Consider the following 14,928-nt stretch of genomic DNA (forward strand, 5'->3'; position numbering starts at 1 on the left):
CCCCGAGGGCCGCCGGACGGGCGTTGTAGAGCCGAACACGATATCGGTTCGGCTCTCCGCCAAGCCGTCTGCCCCCCGAGGCGACGGATCGACATGTATGAGAGTGCCGGGTGGCGATAAACGATTGATGAACGGCGGCGACAGTCTTCTAGGCCGCCGCAACGGGGGTGAGTAGCCGCCGTACCTCGTCTGCTTCCGCAGCGCCTGACTGCTGGTAGATCGCGAGCGCTTCCGTCCAGCATGCCTTCGCCCTGTCCGCCTGCCCCAGCTCCGCCAAGGACCGCCCCAGGGTCGTCAGAACGTTGCCACGCATCCAGTCGCCACCGATGCAGCGAAGGGCCAGAGCCTGCTCCGCGTGCTGTGCTGCCTGCGCGGGGCGCCGAGCTGCAAGGTGCGCTTCAGCGATCCTGAAGTGAGTGGTTCCTTCCCAGAGGCGCTGGCGGTTCTCGGTGAAGATGGTGAGTGCCTCGGACAGCTCGTCGAGAGCCTCGGAGTGGCGGTCTGCCCGGGTCAGTGCGATGCCCAGAGCGAAGCGTCCGTTGGCTAGACGCAGCGTCAGCCCCATGTTGTCGTAGATGGCGATGCCTTGCTGCGCGAGCTCTACAGCGCTGGTCGTGCGCCCCATGGCGACATGGATCCGGGAAAGGTTGCAGAGGGCGCTTGCCTCGCCTACCTGGTTGCCGATGGCGCGGAAATGGTCGATCGCCTGCCGCAAATAGCGCTCTCCGTCCGCATGGCGGCTCTCGTAGAAGGCGATGATCCCGCGATCGTTCGAGGCCCAGCAGATGGGAACGGTGTCTCCTGCCTTCTCGGCGAGCATCGTGGCGATCCGCGCTTCGTCGTCCGCCGCGTTGAAGCGCCCCGAGACCAGCAGCACATTGGTCAGGGTCGTACGGGCGCGTCCCTCTGCCCGCGCGTCTCCGGCGGCGTTGGCTGCATCGCGGACAGCGACCGCCGTCGTCTCGTACTGATGCGAGTTGGCGCCCGACTCGGCGAGGTCCTTGGCAGCCCACAGGAGGTCGACGGCTCGCCTGAGCATGCTTCCTTCGCCTGCGGACTGCCGTACGCAGGCGAGCAGGCTGTTGGCTTCGGCGTACAGCCAATCGAGGGCGGTCACGCCCTCGGAGAACTGCAGACCCGCGTAGTCCGTCCGTTCCAAGTGGTCCACGAGCCGGTCTCCCGGCCGCTCCAGCGCATAAACCCCCGCCGCCGTAGCCAAGTAAAAGTCCAACAACCGCGACATGGCCGCCCCCCGCTCACTCGGCGGCAACTCATCCCGCTCCGCGCACGCACGCGCGTAGAGCCGGACCAGGTCGTGGTACCGGTACCGGCCCGGCGCCGCCGACTCCACCAGGGACGTGTCGACCAGGGACTCCAGCAGGTCCTCCGTCGCCTCCACCGGCAGGTCGAGCACCGCGGCCGCCGCGGCGAGTGAGAGGTCCGGGCCGTCGGCAAGGCCCAGCAGGCGGAAGGCCCGCGCCTGTGCCGGCTCCAGTTGGCCGTAGCCCAGCTCGAACGTCGCCTTCACCGCGAGGTCGCCCGCCTGGAGTTCGTCCAGGCGCCGCCGCTCGTCGGCCAGCTTCGCGGCTAGGGTCGAGACCGTCCACGTACGGCGGGCCGCGAGGCGCGAGGCCGCGATGCGGATCGCCAGCGGCAGGAAGCCGCACGCCGCCACCACGTCCAGCGCGGCCTTCCGTTCCGAGGTGACCCTTTCCTCGCCCACTATCCGCGTGAAGAGGAGCAGCGCCTCCTCGGGGGACATCACGTCCAGGTCCACCAGGTGGGCCCCGGCCAGGTCCACCATCCGGATGCGGCTCGTCACCAGCGCCGCGCAGCCCTCCATGCCCGGCAGGAGGGGACGGACCTGGGCCGCGTCCCGGGCGTTGTCCAGGACCACCAGGACCCTGCGGCCGTCCAGGACCGACCTGTACAGCGCCGCCCTCTCCTCCAGGGAGTCGGGGATCGCCGAGTCGGCCGTACCCAGGGCCCGCAGGAAGGCGCCCAGTACCGTCTCCGGTTCCGCCGCCCTCGCGCCCGCCCCCTGTAGGTCCACGTACAACTGACCGTCAGGGAAGTAGGTACGGGCGACGTGCGCCACGTGGACCGCCAGCGTCGTCTTGCCCACGCCCCCGATGCCCGCGAGCGCCGAGACCGCCATCACCCGGCCCTCCGCCGCCGACAGGATCTCGCTCAGCTCGGTGACGAAGGAGGCGCGACCCGTGAAGTCCGGGACCGTCGCCGGGAGTTGCGCCGGGCGTACCGCCGCCGCCGCAGGCTCCGGGGCCGCCGCCGACGGTTCCGCCAGGGCCGGGTCCGCCTGCAGAATGCGCTGCTGGAGTTCCTTCAGGCCGGGGCGTGGCTCCACGCCCAGTTCGTCGTCCAGCAGGCGGCGCGTGTCCGCGTATACCGCAAGGGCCTCGGCCTGGCGCCCGCTGCGGTACAGCGCCAGCATCAGGAGTTCGCGCAGGCGTTCCCGCAGCGGGTGCGCCGCCGTCAGCGCCGTCAGTTCCGAGACCGCCTCCGCGTGGCAGCCGACCTCCAGGTCCATGTCCAGGCGGGACTCGAGGAGCTGGAGGCGCCACTCCTCCAGGCGCGTGCGCTCCGTCTCCGCGTACGGGCCCGGCACGTTCGCCAGCGGTTCGCCGTCCCACAGGCTCAGCGCCTTGTTGACCAGGGAGCGGGCCTGGCAGAGGTCGGACACCCCGCGCGCCTTCTCCGCCTCCGCCCACAGGTCCTCCGCGAGCGCCAGGTCGAGCGCGCCGTCGGCCACCGCGATCGCGTAGCCGCCCGACTCGCTGACCAGGACCCCGGCCGGGAGCACCTTGCGCAGGCGCGACGCGTACGTACGGACCGCGGCCAGCGCCTGCGAGGGCGGTTCCTCGCCCCAGAGGGCGTCGATCAGTTCGTGCGCCGTGGCCGTGCGGCCGTCGCGCAGCAGGAGCGCCGCGAGCAGGGCGCGCTGCTGCGGAGAGCCCATGGAGAGCTGCTCGGCGCCGTGCCACGCGCGTACGGGGCCGAGCACGCTGAAGTGCGGTCTCAGTTCCTCGGGGGCGTTCCCCGGGGCCGGACGCCGCTGGTCCGGTACTCGCGGTACACCGTCCATCGCTCCCCCTGCTGCCCTGCCGTGCCCGGCCGTCGCCGTGCCTGGTCGCGCGCCGCGGGTCTGCCCTACCCGCGATTGCTGTGCTTCACCTGCGTCGGTTCTTTACCAGGTTCTTGCTCCCCGCCAGTTTGCCTTGTTCATGGCGGATACGTCAGCCGTGCGAGACGGCTCTCACAGGGTCCACGCACTCGTCTGCCAGTAATGATCAACGTGCGAACGGGCGGTGGACGACCGATGGACGGCCGACAAGTCGCCGCCGAGCAGCTGACGGGTCGTCAGATCGGCGCTACCGTGGAGCACATGGAGACCACTGAGACCTTGCCGACGAACATGCCGACGAACCTGCCGACGTTCCCGAGGATCATCTCGGTGGACGACCACACCGTCGAGCCCGCCACTGTCTGGCAGGACCGGCTCCCGTCGAAGTACCGCGACAGCGGGCCGCGCATCGTCCGGGCGCCCCTGAGGGAAATGTCCTTCCTGGGGGGAAAGTTCGCCCCCGTGATGGGCGAGCAGGGGGAGGACGGGCCCATAGGCGACTGGTGGATCTACGAGGATCTGCACCGGCCGCTCACCCGCCTCGACACCTCCGTCGGGTACGACCGGGACGAGATCAAGCTCGAGGTCATCACGTACGAGCAGATGCGCCCGGGGTCGTTCAGCGTGCCCGACCGCCTCGCCGACATGGACGTCAACCACGTCCAGTCCGCCCTCTGCTTCCCCACCTTCCCCCGCTTCTGCGGGCAGACGTTCACCGAGGCGAAGGACCGTGAGCTGGGGCTTCTCGGGGTGCGTGCCTACAACGACTGGATGGTCGATGAGTGGTGCGGGCCCGAGGCGCAGGGTCGCCTCATCCCGCTCACCCTCATCCCCCTCTGGGACGCCGAGCTCGCCGCCGCCGAGGTCCGCCGCAACGCCGCCCGCGGCGTGCGCGCCGTGGCCTTCTCCGAGATACCGCCCCACCTGGGCCTCCCCTCCATCCACACGGACGAGTGGGACCCCTTCCTGCGGGCCTGCGACGAGACCGGCACCGTCATCGCCATGCACATCGGGTCGAGCAGCAAGATGCCCAGCACGTCCGCGGACGCGCCGCCCGCCGTCGGGTCCACCATCACCTTCGCCAACTGCTGCTTCTCGATGGTCGACTGGCTGATGAGCGGCAAGTTCGAGCGCTTCCCGAATCTCAAGATCATGTATGCGGAAGGGCAGATCGGGTGGATCCCCTACATCCTTGAGCGCGCGGACGTGGTCTGGGAGGAGAACCGCGGGTGGGGCGGGGTCGCCGACAAGGTGCACCGGCCGCCGTCCGAGCTCTTCACCGAGCATGTCTACGGGTGCTTCTTCGATGACGCCTTCGGGCTGAAGAACCTCGACGCGATCGGGGTCGGGAACGTCCTCTACGAGACCGACTATCCGCACTCCGACTCGACCTGGCCGAAGTCCAGGGAGGTGGGGGAGTCCCAGATGGGGCACCTGGCGCCGGATGTCGTCGAGCGGATCGTGCGGGGCAACGCGATCGAGTTGCTCGGGCTGACGGATGAGGGGCTGTGGGGCGGTCCGGGGGCCTGAGGGCCCGGCCGGTGGTGGGCCGAGGGCTCGCCCTGAGGACTGAGGGTTCGCCCTGAGGGCTGAGGGTTCGCCCTGAGGACTGAGGGTTCGCCCTGAGGGCTGAAGGTTCGCCCTGAGGGCTGAGGGGGCCGCGCGTGGGATAGGCGTGGGATGCGCGTGGGATACCCGCCTCCGACCCCTTGCCTGATGGATCGTCAGCTACGACGATGAGTGCCGTCGCCGTATATGACACACCGTCAGATCAAGGTGAGGGGTCGGGTTCCCATGGCTGCCAACGCGCTGGCGCACATCTTCCCGCAAGGGCGACTGGTCTACGGGATGCAGCTCCCGATCCAGTCGCAGAGCGTCATCTACGCGGAGGCGTGGGAGGCGGACGCCACCACCGACGACCTCGCCGAGATAGCCCGCACCGCCGACCGCGGCGGCTTCGCGTACATCGCCGGTTGTGATCACGTGGCCATTCCGCGGCGGCTCGCCGACACGATGAGCACCGTCTGGTACGACCCGGTGGCCACCCTCTCCTTCCTCGCGGGGATCACCGAGAACGTACGGCTGATGAGCCATGTCGCCGTCGTCGGCCTGCGGCATCCGCTCGTCGGCGCCAAGCAGTACGCCACCCTGGACCGGCTCAGCGGCGGGCGGCTGATCCTCGGCGTCGGGGCCGGGCACGTGCAGGAGGAATTCGACGCCGTCGGCGCCGACTTCGCGCGGCGCGGGCCCGTGCTCGACGAGACGATCGATGCGCTGAAGGCCTCCCTCGGGCCCGACGAGTATCCCGAACACCACGGTGAGCACTACGACTTCAGCGATCTCGGGCAGCAGCCGCGCCCCGCGCAGGAGCGCGTGCCCATCTGGGTGGGCGGCTCCTCGCCCGCCGCCGTCCGCAGGGCCGCCGTGCGGGGTGACGGATGGCTGCCGCAGGGTGACCCGCGCGACAAGCTGCCCGCGCAGATCGCCAGGCTGGGGCGGCTCCGCGAGGAGGCGGGGGTGGTCGAGCCGATCGTCGTGGGGGCGATCACCGAGCCCTTGTACGTGGGGGAGCCCGGCTGGTCCGTGGGCCGGCGCACCCTCAGCGGGAAGCCGGATGTCCTCGCCGAGTCCCTGCGGGCGTACGGGGCGATGGGCGTGCAGCAGATCCAGGTGCGGTTCCGCAGCCGCAGCCGCACCGAACTCACCGACCAGATGGCGGCGTTCGCCGCAGAGGTCGCGCCGTATCTCAACTGAGACCCCGCACCTCAACTGAGACCCCGCACCTCACATGAGACCCCGCACCGGCCTCACCGACCTCACTCAAGGAGACAGGTATGGGCAAGCTGGACGGCCGCGTCGTCATCGTCACCGGCGGGGCGCGCGGGCAGGGCGAGCAGGAGGCGCGGCTCTTCGCCGCCGAGGGGGCGCGCGTCGTCATCGGCGACGTGCTCGACGACCAGGGCGAGGCCCTCGCCAAGGAACTCGGCGGCGACGTGGCCAAGTTCGTGCACCTCGACGTCAGCCAGGAGACCGACTGGCAGTCCGCCGTGAGTGCCGCCAAGGACGCCTTCGGGAAGGTCGACGGCCTGGTCAACAACGCCGGGATCCTGCGCTTCAACGAACTCGTCAGCACCCCGCTCGAAGAGTTCAAGGAGATCATCCAGGTCAACCAGATCGGTTGCTTCCTCGGCATCCGCGCCGCCGCGCCCGAGATCGAGGCCGCCGGCGGCGGGACCATCGTGAACACCGCCTCGTACACCGCGATGACGGGCATGGCGTACGTCGGCGCGTACGCCGCGACCAAGCACGCCATCCTCGGGCTCACGCGCGTCGCCGCGATGGAGCTCGCCGCCAAGAACATCCGCGTCAACGCCGTCTGCCCAGGTGCCGTCGACACTCCGATGACCAACCCCGCGCAGCTCGACCCGACCGCCGACCCGACCGAGGCGCGGGAGGCCGTCGCCGAGCTCTACAAGAAGCTCGTGCCGCTCGGGCGGATCGGGAAGCCCGAGGAGGTGGCCGCCCTCGCGCTCTTCCTGACCGGGGACGACTCGGCGTACATCACCGGGCAGCCGTTCGTCATCGACGGGGGGTGGCTGGCGGGGGTCAGCATCGTCTGACGGAACGTCAGTAGGGCTGGCCCCAGGTATTGACGGTCCCTGCCGCCGGTGGAACAGTCGACGCATCGCAATCTGACGGTTCGTCAGAAACTCGTTCGTCAGAACCTCACGAGGATGGTGAACCTCCTTGGAATTCGGTCTCTTTGTACAGGGATACGTGCCCGCCAAGCGGGCCAAGGTCGACCCCGAAGCCGAGCACAAGGCGCTCATCGAGGAGACCGAGTACGTCATCCAGGCGGACAAGTCCGGCTTCAAGTACGCCTGGGCCTCCGAGCACCACTTCCTGGAGGAGTACTCGCACCTCTCCGCCAATGACGTCTTCCTCGGCTATCTCGCCCACGCGACCGACCGCATCCACCTGGGCTCCGGGATCTTCAACCCGCTCGCCCCGGTGAACCACCCGGTCAAGGTCGCCGAGAAGGTCGCCATGCTCGACCATCTCTCCGAAGGACGCTTCGAGTTCGGGTCAGGCCGTGGCGCGGGGTCGCACGAGATACTGGGCTTCATGCCGGGCGTCACCGACATGAACCACACCAAGGAACTCTGGGAAGAGACCATCGCCGAGTTCCCCAAGATGTGGCTCCAGGACGAGTACGTCGGCTTCCAGGGCAAACACTGGTCGCTGCCGCCCCGCAAGATCCTGCCCAAGCCGTACGGGAAGTCGCACCCGGCGATGTGGTACGCCGCCGGGTCCCCCCCTTCGTACGCGATGGCGGGCAAGAAGGGGCTCGGGGTACTGGGCTTCAGCGTGCAGAAGGTCTCCGACATGGAGTGGGTCCTCGAGTCGTACAAGACGGCCGTGAAGGAGGCCGAGCCGGTCGGTGACTTCGTCAACGACAACGTCATGGTGACCTCGACCGCGATCTGCGCCGAGACGCACAAGAAGGCGGTGGAGATCGCCGTCAGCGGCGGGCTCAACTACCTGCAGTCGCTGCTCTTCCGCTACCACGACACCTTCCCGCGGCCCGAGGGCATCCCCGAGTGGCCCGAGCTGCTGCCCGAGTACAGCGAGGAGATCATCGAGCTGCTCATCGCCGAGGAGCTGATGATCTGCGGCGACCCGGACGAGGTGCTCACGCAGTGCAAGCGGTGGGAGCAGGCGGGGGCGGATCAGCTCAGCTTCGGTCTTCCGATCGGGATCTCGCCCGAGGACACGAAGAACACGATCAAGTTGATCGGTGAGCATGTGATTCCGAAGATCGACACGGATCCTGTGCACCGGACCTCCCGTTTCCGGCAGGCGGCCTCCTCCTGAGGTTCCTCTAGCTGCCCCGGCTTCCCCTTCCCGGACGGGAGCCGGGGCTCCCTGTTCGCCCTTCGGGCGTGTCCTCAAGCGCCGGACGGGCTCTTTCCCGCCCGACCACCCGTGCTGGACGGGCCGAATCCGCACCGTAAATTCCACCGCCAAGGGGGACGACCTCGCCATGCTCGACCACCTCATCAAGGGCGCGACCGTAGTCGACGGAACCGGCGCCCCCGCATTCACGGCCGACGTAGGCATCCGGGACGGGCGCATAGCCGTCGTCGCCGAACCCGGTACCGTCACCGAGCCCGCCACGACCAGCGAAGACGCCCAAGGCCGCGTCCTGGCGCCCGGATTCGTGGACCCGCACACGCACTACGACGCCCAGCTCTTCTGGGACCCCTACGCGACCCCCTCCCTGAACCACGGCGTCACCACCGTCGCGGGCGGCAACTGCGGTTTCACGCTCGCGCCGTTGAACCCCGCGCGGCCCGACGACGCCGACTACACGCGGCGGATGATGTCCAAGGTCGAGGGCATGTCCCTGGTGGCGCTCGAAGAAGGCGCGCCCTGGTCGTGGAGCTCCTTCGGCGAGTATCTCGACGCCCTGGACGGGCGCGTCGCCGTCAACGCCGGCTTCATGGTGGGGCATTGCGCACTGCGGCGGTATGTCATGGGCGCGGACGCGGTGGGTGGCCAGCCCTCGCCCGAGCAGCTCGAAGAGATGCTGCGGCTCTTCCACGACGCCATGGACGCCGGCGCCTGGGGGCTCTCCACCACGCAGTCCTCCACGCACTCGGACGGTGACGGACAGCCGGTGGCCTCGCGGCACGCGAAGCCCGAGGAGCTGCTCGCGCTCAGCCGGGCCGTCGCCGAGCACGAGGGCACGCAGCTGGAGGCCATCGTCGCGGGCTGTCTGGATCAGTTCAGCGACGACGAGATCGATCTGTTCGTGGAGATGAGCGCCGCCGCGGGACGCCCGCTCAACTGGAACGTCCTCACCATCGACGCCGCCGTGCCCGAGCGCGTCCCGCGCCAGCTGATCGCCAGCGAGCGCGCCCGTAAGTCCGGTGGCCGGATCGTGGCGCTGACGATGCCGATCCTCACCCCGATGAACATGTCGCTCGGCACCTTCTGCGCGCTGAACCTGATCCCCGGGTGGGGAGACGTGCTCGGCCTCCCCGTTCCCGAGCGCATCGCCAAGCTCCGCGACCCGGACGTCCGGGGCGAGATGCTGCGGCGGGCCGACAGCAAGGAGGCCGGGGTCTTCCGGCGGCTCACGCACTTCGACCGGTACGTCATCGGGGACACGTACTCCAAGGAGAACGAAGGCCTCACCGGCCGCGTCGTCGGCGACATCGCCACCGAGCGCGGACAGGAGGCCTTCCAGTGCCTCGTCGAGATCTGCGCCAACGACGACCTGCGTACGGTCCTGTGGCCCATGCCCTCCGACAACGACCCCGACTCGTGGGCCCTGCGCCAGGAGACCTGGCAGCACGAGGACGTCATGCTGGGCGGCTCCGACGCGGGCGCGCACCTGGACCGCATGTGCGGAGCCCCGTACACGACCCGTTTCATCGGGGACTGCCTGCGGGGCCGCAAGCTCGTCGGCCTCGAACAGGCGGTCAAGATGCTCACCGACGACCCCGCCCAGCTCTTCGGGCTGCGGGACCGGGGCCGCATCGAGGAGGGCTACCACGCCGACCTCGTCCTCTTCGACCCCGAGCGCATCGACGCGGGCAAGGCCATGCTCGTGCACGACCTGCCCGGCGACAGCCCGCGCCTCGACTCGAAGGCGATCGGCGTGAATGCCGTATGGGTCAATGGAGTTGAAGCGATCCGCGAGGACCAGGTGACGGGTGCGACGCCCGGCACCATCCTGCGCTCGGGCCGGGACACCAGGACGGTGAGCACCAAGTGAGCGACCAACTCCCGGACGGTCAGCGGCTGTTCATCGGCGGCGAGTGGGTCGAACCCGACGGCGGCCATTACGAGGTGATCAACCCGGCGACCGAGGGTGTCGTCGGCCTGGCCCCCGAGGCGAGCCGCGAGCAGGTGTACGCGGCGGCGGGTGCGGCCCGCGAGGCCTTCGCCGCCTGGTCGCGTACGACGCCGGAGGAGCGGGCCACGGTCCTGGACCGCGCCGCGGCGATCATGCAGCGGGACTTCGCCTCGTACGCGGAACTCGCCCAGGCCGAGAGCGGCGCGACGACCGGCACGGCGCGCGGAATGCAGGTCGCGGTGTCGGTGGCGCGCTTCAAGCGGTACGCGAAGGGGGCCCTGGAACCGGTCGAGGCGGCGCTTCCCCCGCAGATCAACGAGGCGGGCCCGATGGGGAAGGCGGGCGTCGTGGGGGCGCTCACCGTCCGGCAGCCGGTGGGCGTCGTCACCTGCATCACCTCGTACAACAACCCATGGGCCAACCCGGCGGGCAAGGTGGCACCCGCCCTGGCCATGGGCAACACGGTCGTGGTGAAGCCCGCCCCGCAGGACCCGCTCTCGGTCTACCGGATGGCGGCGGCCCTTGAGGCGGCGGGAGCCCCGCCGGGAGTGGTGAACGTGGTGTCGGGCGCGCGCCCGGAGGTCGGCGAGGCGGCCGTCGACTCCCGGGACGTCGACATGGTGAGCTTCACCGGTTCGACCTCGGTGGGGCAGCGGATCGCCGAGGTGTGCGGCCGCGACATGAAGCGCCAGCTGATGGAGCTGGGCGGCAAGGGCGCCGCGCTCGTCTTCGAGGACGCGGACCTGGACTCGGCGGTGGCGGGGATCGGCACGACGTACGCCTTCTACAGCGGCCAGATCTGCACGGCTCCGACGAGGGTGATCGCGCACCGGGCGATCTACGCCGACCTGATCGAGAAGCTGACGCAGCACATCGGCTTCATGAAGGTCGGGGACCCGCGGGAGAAGGGGACGGTCGTCGGCCCGGTGATCTCGGCGGCGCACCGGGACCGCATCGAGTCGTACGTGGAGTTGGGGCGGAAGGAAGGCGCACGGGTCGTCGCGGGCGGCGAGCGCCCGGCCTCGTTCGAGAAGGGCTTCTACGTCGCCCCGACGCTGCTCGCGGACTGCACGAACGACATGCGGGTGGTCCGGGAGGAGATCTTCGGCCCGGTCGTGGTGGTGGTCCCCTTCGACGACGAGGAGGAGGGCATAGCGCTCGCCAACGACAGCGACTACGGCCTTCTCGACTACGTCTGGTCGGGTGACGTGGCCCGCGCGTTCCGGGTGGCGCGGAGGCTGCGGGCGGGCGGGGTCGGCGTGAATACGATCGGCAGGAACATGGAGGCGCCGTTCGGAGGGTTCAAGAGGAGCGGGGTGGGCCGGGACGTGGGGTCGTACGCGCTGCACGCGTACAGCGAGCTGCAGTCGATCGTGTGGCCGGGATGACCGCTCAAACGTCCGGTATGTGGAATGTGAGAGAGGGCTCGGGAAAATTTTGAAACAGGGCAAAACGGACAGTGCTGCGGTTCCCGCATACCGGACGGTCTGAGTTTTGCCTGGCAATGAATAAGCGAGGTCGTTAAGGGATCAAGTAATCGATGGTGACTGCCCCGATTTCTCCATCGATTGCAAGCTCTGAGATCCGGATCTGAACCCTCCGGATGTGGAAACCGCAGCCCTTAACGTCCTGTTCATGACCCAGTTGGACGTACGGCCCCAGGCCGGAGACACGGTAAGCGGCGCCCCCGACGGGGGCGTACGCGCCAAAGGCCTCGGCGGGAACTCCGTCGGCCTCATGGGCAGCGCCGTCATCGGTATTTCCACCGTCGCCCCCGTCTACTGCCTGACGTCGACCCTCGGCTCCACGGCCGGCGAGGTCGGCCTGGCCATGCCCGCGGTCTTCCTCGCGGGCTTCCTGCCGATGCTCCTGGTGGCCTTCGCCTACCGGGAGCTCAACAAGGCCATGCCGGACTGCGGCACCTCCTTCACCTGGACGGTCAAGGCCTTCGGCCCGCGGATCGGCTGGATGTGCGGCTGGGGCCTGGTCATCGCCACGATCATCGTCCTGTCGAACCTGGCGGGCGTGGCGACCTCGTACTTCTGGCTCCTGGCGGGCGAGATCACGAGCAACGACTCGGTGGCCGCCCTGGACGACAACAAGGCCGTCCACATCCTCACGTGCCTGGCCCTGATCGCCGCGGCGACGGCGATCAGCTATCGGGGGATGACGGCGACGAAGGGTGTGCAGTACCTCCTGGTCGGCCTGCAGCTCGTGGTCCTCGCGCTCTTCGTGGTGATGGCCCTGGGCAAGGCCCGCAGCGGCGACATCGCCGGGTCCATGGACTTCTCCTGGTCCTGGCTGAACCCGTTCTCCGTCCAGTCCTTCGGTGCCTTCACGGCCGGGCTCTCCCTGTCGATCTTCATGTTCTGGGGATGGGACGCGTGTCTGACCGCCAATGAGGAGACCACCGGCAGCGAGAAGACCCCGGGCCGCGCGGCGCTCATCTCGATGGTCGTCCTGATCGGCTCCTACCTCGCGACCGGCATCGCGGCCCAGATGGCCGTCGGCTCCGGAGACAAGGGCCTGGGCCTCGCCAACCCGGACACCTCCGACAACGTCTTCGCCGCCCTCGCAGGCCCCATCATGGGCAGCGGCCTGGGCATCCTGCTCTTCGTCGCCGTCCTCGCATCGGCTGCCGCGAGCCTGCAGACCACGTTCATCCCGGTGGCCCGCACGGTCCTCGCCATGTCGACGTACGAGGCGCTGCCGCCGTCCTACGCGCGCGTGCACCCCAAGTTCAAGACCCCGGGCCGTGCGACGGTCGTCGCGGGCGTCGCGACCGGCGTCTTCTACACGGTCATGACGCTGGTCTCCGAGCACGTCCTGGTCGACACGATCTACGCGCTCGGCCTCATGATCTGCTTCTACTACGCGCTCACGGCCTTCGCCTGCGCCTGGTACTTCCGCCGCGAGCTGTTCACGTCGGCGCGCGACTTCGCCTTCAAGGGCTTCTTCCCGGTGTTCGGCGGCATCCTGCTGACCGCGGTCTTCTTCAAGACGCTGGTGGACATGTGGAACCCCGCCTACGGCAGCGGCTCCTCCGTCTTCGGCGTCGGCTCGGTCTTCGTGATCGGCGTGGGCCTGCTGCTGCTCGGCGTGGTGATCATGCTGGTGATGGGCCGCAAGAGCCCGGCGTTCTTCCGGGGCGAGATCCTGAAGCGGGACACGCCCGCCCTGGTGGTCGCGGACTGACCCCGCCGCACTGTTCGGATGGCTGCCCCTGGCCGGAGTCAGGGGCAGTCATCCATCGTGCTAGTTCCGGCCCAGGAACACCGGGTTCGTGAAGGCCGTCAGGGGGCCCGGGAGGCCCGGCGTCACCGGGGCGTGCCGGACCTCGGCCCGTACGTAGGCGGCGTACGACGGGGTGGTCCGCCACTCCGCCTTGCCCGTTCCGGATGCGGGGAGCGCGGGGCTCGTGAAGAGGACGCCCTGGTCCGTCACGAAGCGGATCGTGCAGCCGGGGGCGCCCGTGACGTCCAGGCGGACCGTCACCGGGGCGTCCTGCTCGACGTGGAGCCGCTCGCCGATGCCTGCCTGCTTGCCCCTGCCGCCGGTGGCCGTGAACGTGAGCGCGACCTTCTTGGACTCGGCCACGTAGCTGTGGCCCGCGCGGATGCCCGCCTGGATGGCGTCGCGGGTCAGGTCGTCCGCGAGGACCACCGTCTGCGGGGTGCCGACGGGGTCGGGGTCGCGGTGGGCGTCGCTGTTGCCCATGGCCGGGATCCAGGGCTTATGGCCGCGCACGGACGCGACGAGCGTGCTGTCCCAGTCGGCCAGGGACACCTCGTCGTCCGGGGTGTACGCGCCGTTCCACACCTCCACCGCGTCCGCCTCCCCGAAGCCGAACTTCCAGTTGCAGCCGATGCAGGTGGCGTGCGGGTGGGCGGGGACGACGAGGCCTCCCGCGTCGCGGACCTCGCGGGCGTACTTGCCGAAGCGGTTGTCGCGGGCGCGGTAGCGCCAGTCGATGAACGTGCCGGGATCCGTGCCGAGCGCGACCACGTGACCGTTGCGCGTGGTGACTTCCTCGCCCAGCATGACGAGGAGGTCGTCGTCCGCCTGGTCGGCCCAATGGGCGTGCGCGGAGTGGGTGTTGTGCTCGGATGTGTTGATGAAGTCGAGGCCCGCCGCGCGCGCGAGGGCCGCGATCTCGGCCGGGGTGCGCCTGCCGTCCGAATGCCAGGAGTGCAGGTGACAGTCGCCGCGGTACCAGGCGCGGCCCCTCCCCTTCGCGCGCTCCGGCGGGTAGGAGGGCCTGGGCGTCTTGCCGGGCGCCCCGTACTTGAGCGTGATCGTGACCTCGTAGGGGAGGCCCTGCGGCGCGACCGTGTACGGGCCGAGCGCGATGTTCCAGGTGCCCGCCCTGACCGGGCCCGGGATGTAGCCGGGGGTCGCCTCGTCGGCGCGGATGAAGAACTCCGTGCGTGCGCCGCCCGACCAGCCACGGAAGCCCTTGCCGCCGAGGGCGGTGCCGCGCTGGTCGAAGATGCCGATGTCGAGCGCGTTGCCCTGGGTGCCCGCCGGGACCGTGACCTTCTCGTAGGTGTACGCGACGTGGATCTCCCGTACGCCGTCGGGGACTTCGACCGGCAGATACACGAAGTCGGGTGACCCGGTGGGCAGCGTCCCGCGCACCACCTTGGTCTCGTCGCCACTTCCGGGTTCACGCCCTGCGGCGCTCGCGAAGCTCACGCTGTTCAACGTAAGCGCGGCGGCGGCTCCCGTCACGAGCAGACCGCGCCGGTTCAGGGGTGTGTTGGCGGGTCTGGCCGGGCGGTGTTCGTCCTCGCACATGTGTCGGCTCCCCAGGGTGTCGGATGGGACTGAAGGGCAACCCTGGTATTCAGCCGTGAACTTCCCGGCAAGGGAAGGCAATTGACAGACTTACGGGTGGTGTCGGGCGCGGTCCGCCGGCCGC

The 14,928-nt window shown here is 69.5% G+C and carries 9 protein-coding genes; 7 read left to right on the plus strand and 2 right to left on the minus strand.

Annotated elements, in window-relative coordinates; all coding sequences use genetic code 11:
- Nucleotides 1–148: 148 nt before the first annotated feature.
- Nucleotides 149–3,103, minus strand: a complete 2,955-nt coding sequence (afsR, locus tag AC5P1C_RS08440; RefSeq protein ID WP_493865058.1) for an SARP-family global regulator AfsR — start codon at nt 3,101–3,103, stop codon at nt 149–151.
- 342 nt (nt 3,104–3,445) lie between these two features.
- Here afsR and AC5P1C_RS08445 point away from each other — a divergent pair, with 342 nt between their 5' ends.
- From AC5P1C_RS08445 to AC5P1C_RS08475, 7 genes are all read left to right on the plus strand, one after another.
- Complete coding sequence (locus tag AC5P1C_RS08445) at nt 3,446–4,672, plus strand: amidohydrolase family protein (protein ID WP_493865363.1); 1,227 nt, start codon at nt 3,446–3,448, stop codon at nt 4,670–4,672.
- 264 nt (nt 4,673–4,936) lie between these two features.
- Nucleotides 4,937–5,896, plus strand: a complete 960-nt coding sequence (locus AC5P1C_RS08450) for an LLM class F420-dependent oxidoreductase (protein ID WP_493865059.1) — start codon at nt 4,937–4,939, stop codon at nt 5,894–5,896.
- A gap of 80 nt (nt 5,897–5,976) precedes the next feature.
- Nucleotides 5,977–6,762, plus strand: coding sequence for an SDR family NAD(P)-dependent oxidoreductase (locus tag AC5P1C_RS08455; RefSeq protein WP_493865060.1), 786 nt, complete (start codon nt 5,977–5,979; stop codon nt 6,760–6,762).
- A 127-nt stretch (nt 6,763–6,889) separates the two neighbouring features.
- Entirely contained in the window at nt 6,890–8,017 is a 1,128-nt protein-coding gene (locus AC5P1C_RS08460; protein WP_493865061.1) for an LLM class flavin-dependent oxidoreductase, read from the plus strand.
- Between the two features lie 169 nt (nt 8,018–8,186).
- Nucleotides 8,187–9,926: an N-acyl-D-amino-acid deacylase family protein gene (locus tag AC5P1C_RS08465; RefSeq protein ID WP_493865062.1), complete on the plus strand. Its 1,740-nt coding sequence runs from the start codon at nt 8,187–8,189 to the stop codon at nt 9,924–9,926.
- A complete protein-coding gene (locus AC5P1C_RS08470; RefSeq protein WP_493865063.1) occupies nt 9,923–11,395 on the plus strand; it encodes an aldehyde dehydrogenase family protein in 1,473 nt (490 codons plus the stop codon). The genes AC5P1C_RS08465 and AC5P1C_RS08470 overlap by 4 nt, the downstream gene beginning before the upstream one ends.
- Nucleotides 11,396–11,642: 247 nt before the next feature.
- Complete coding sequence (locus AC5P1C_RS08475; protein ID WP_493865064.1) at nt 11,643–13,202, plus strand: APC family permease; 1,560 nt, start codon at nt 11,643–11,645, stop codon at nt 13,200–13,202.
- A gap of 60 nt (nt 13,203–13,262) precedes the next feature.
- Here the strand turns inward: AC5P1C_RS08475 and AC5P1C_RS08480 are convergent, their stop codons facing one another.
- Complete coding sequence (locus AC5P1C_RS08480) at nt 13,263–14,804, minus strand: CehA/McbA family metallohydrolase (RefSeq protein WP_493865065.1); 1,542 nt, start codon at nt 14,802–14,804, stop codon at nt 13,263–13,265.
- Between the last annotated feature and the right edge of the window lie 124 nt (nt 14,805–14,928).

This window comes from Streptomyces sp. A18, from assembly GCF_059026065.1.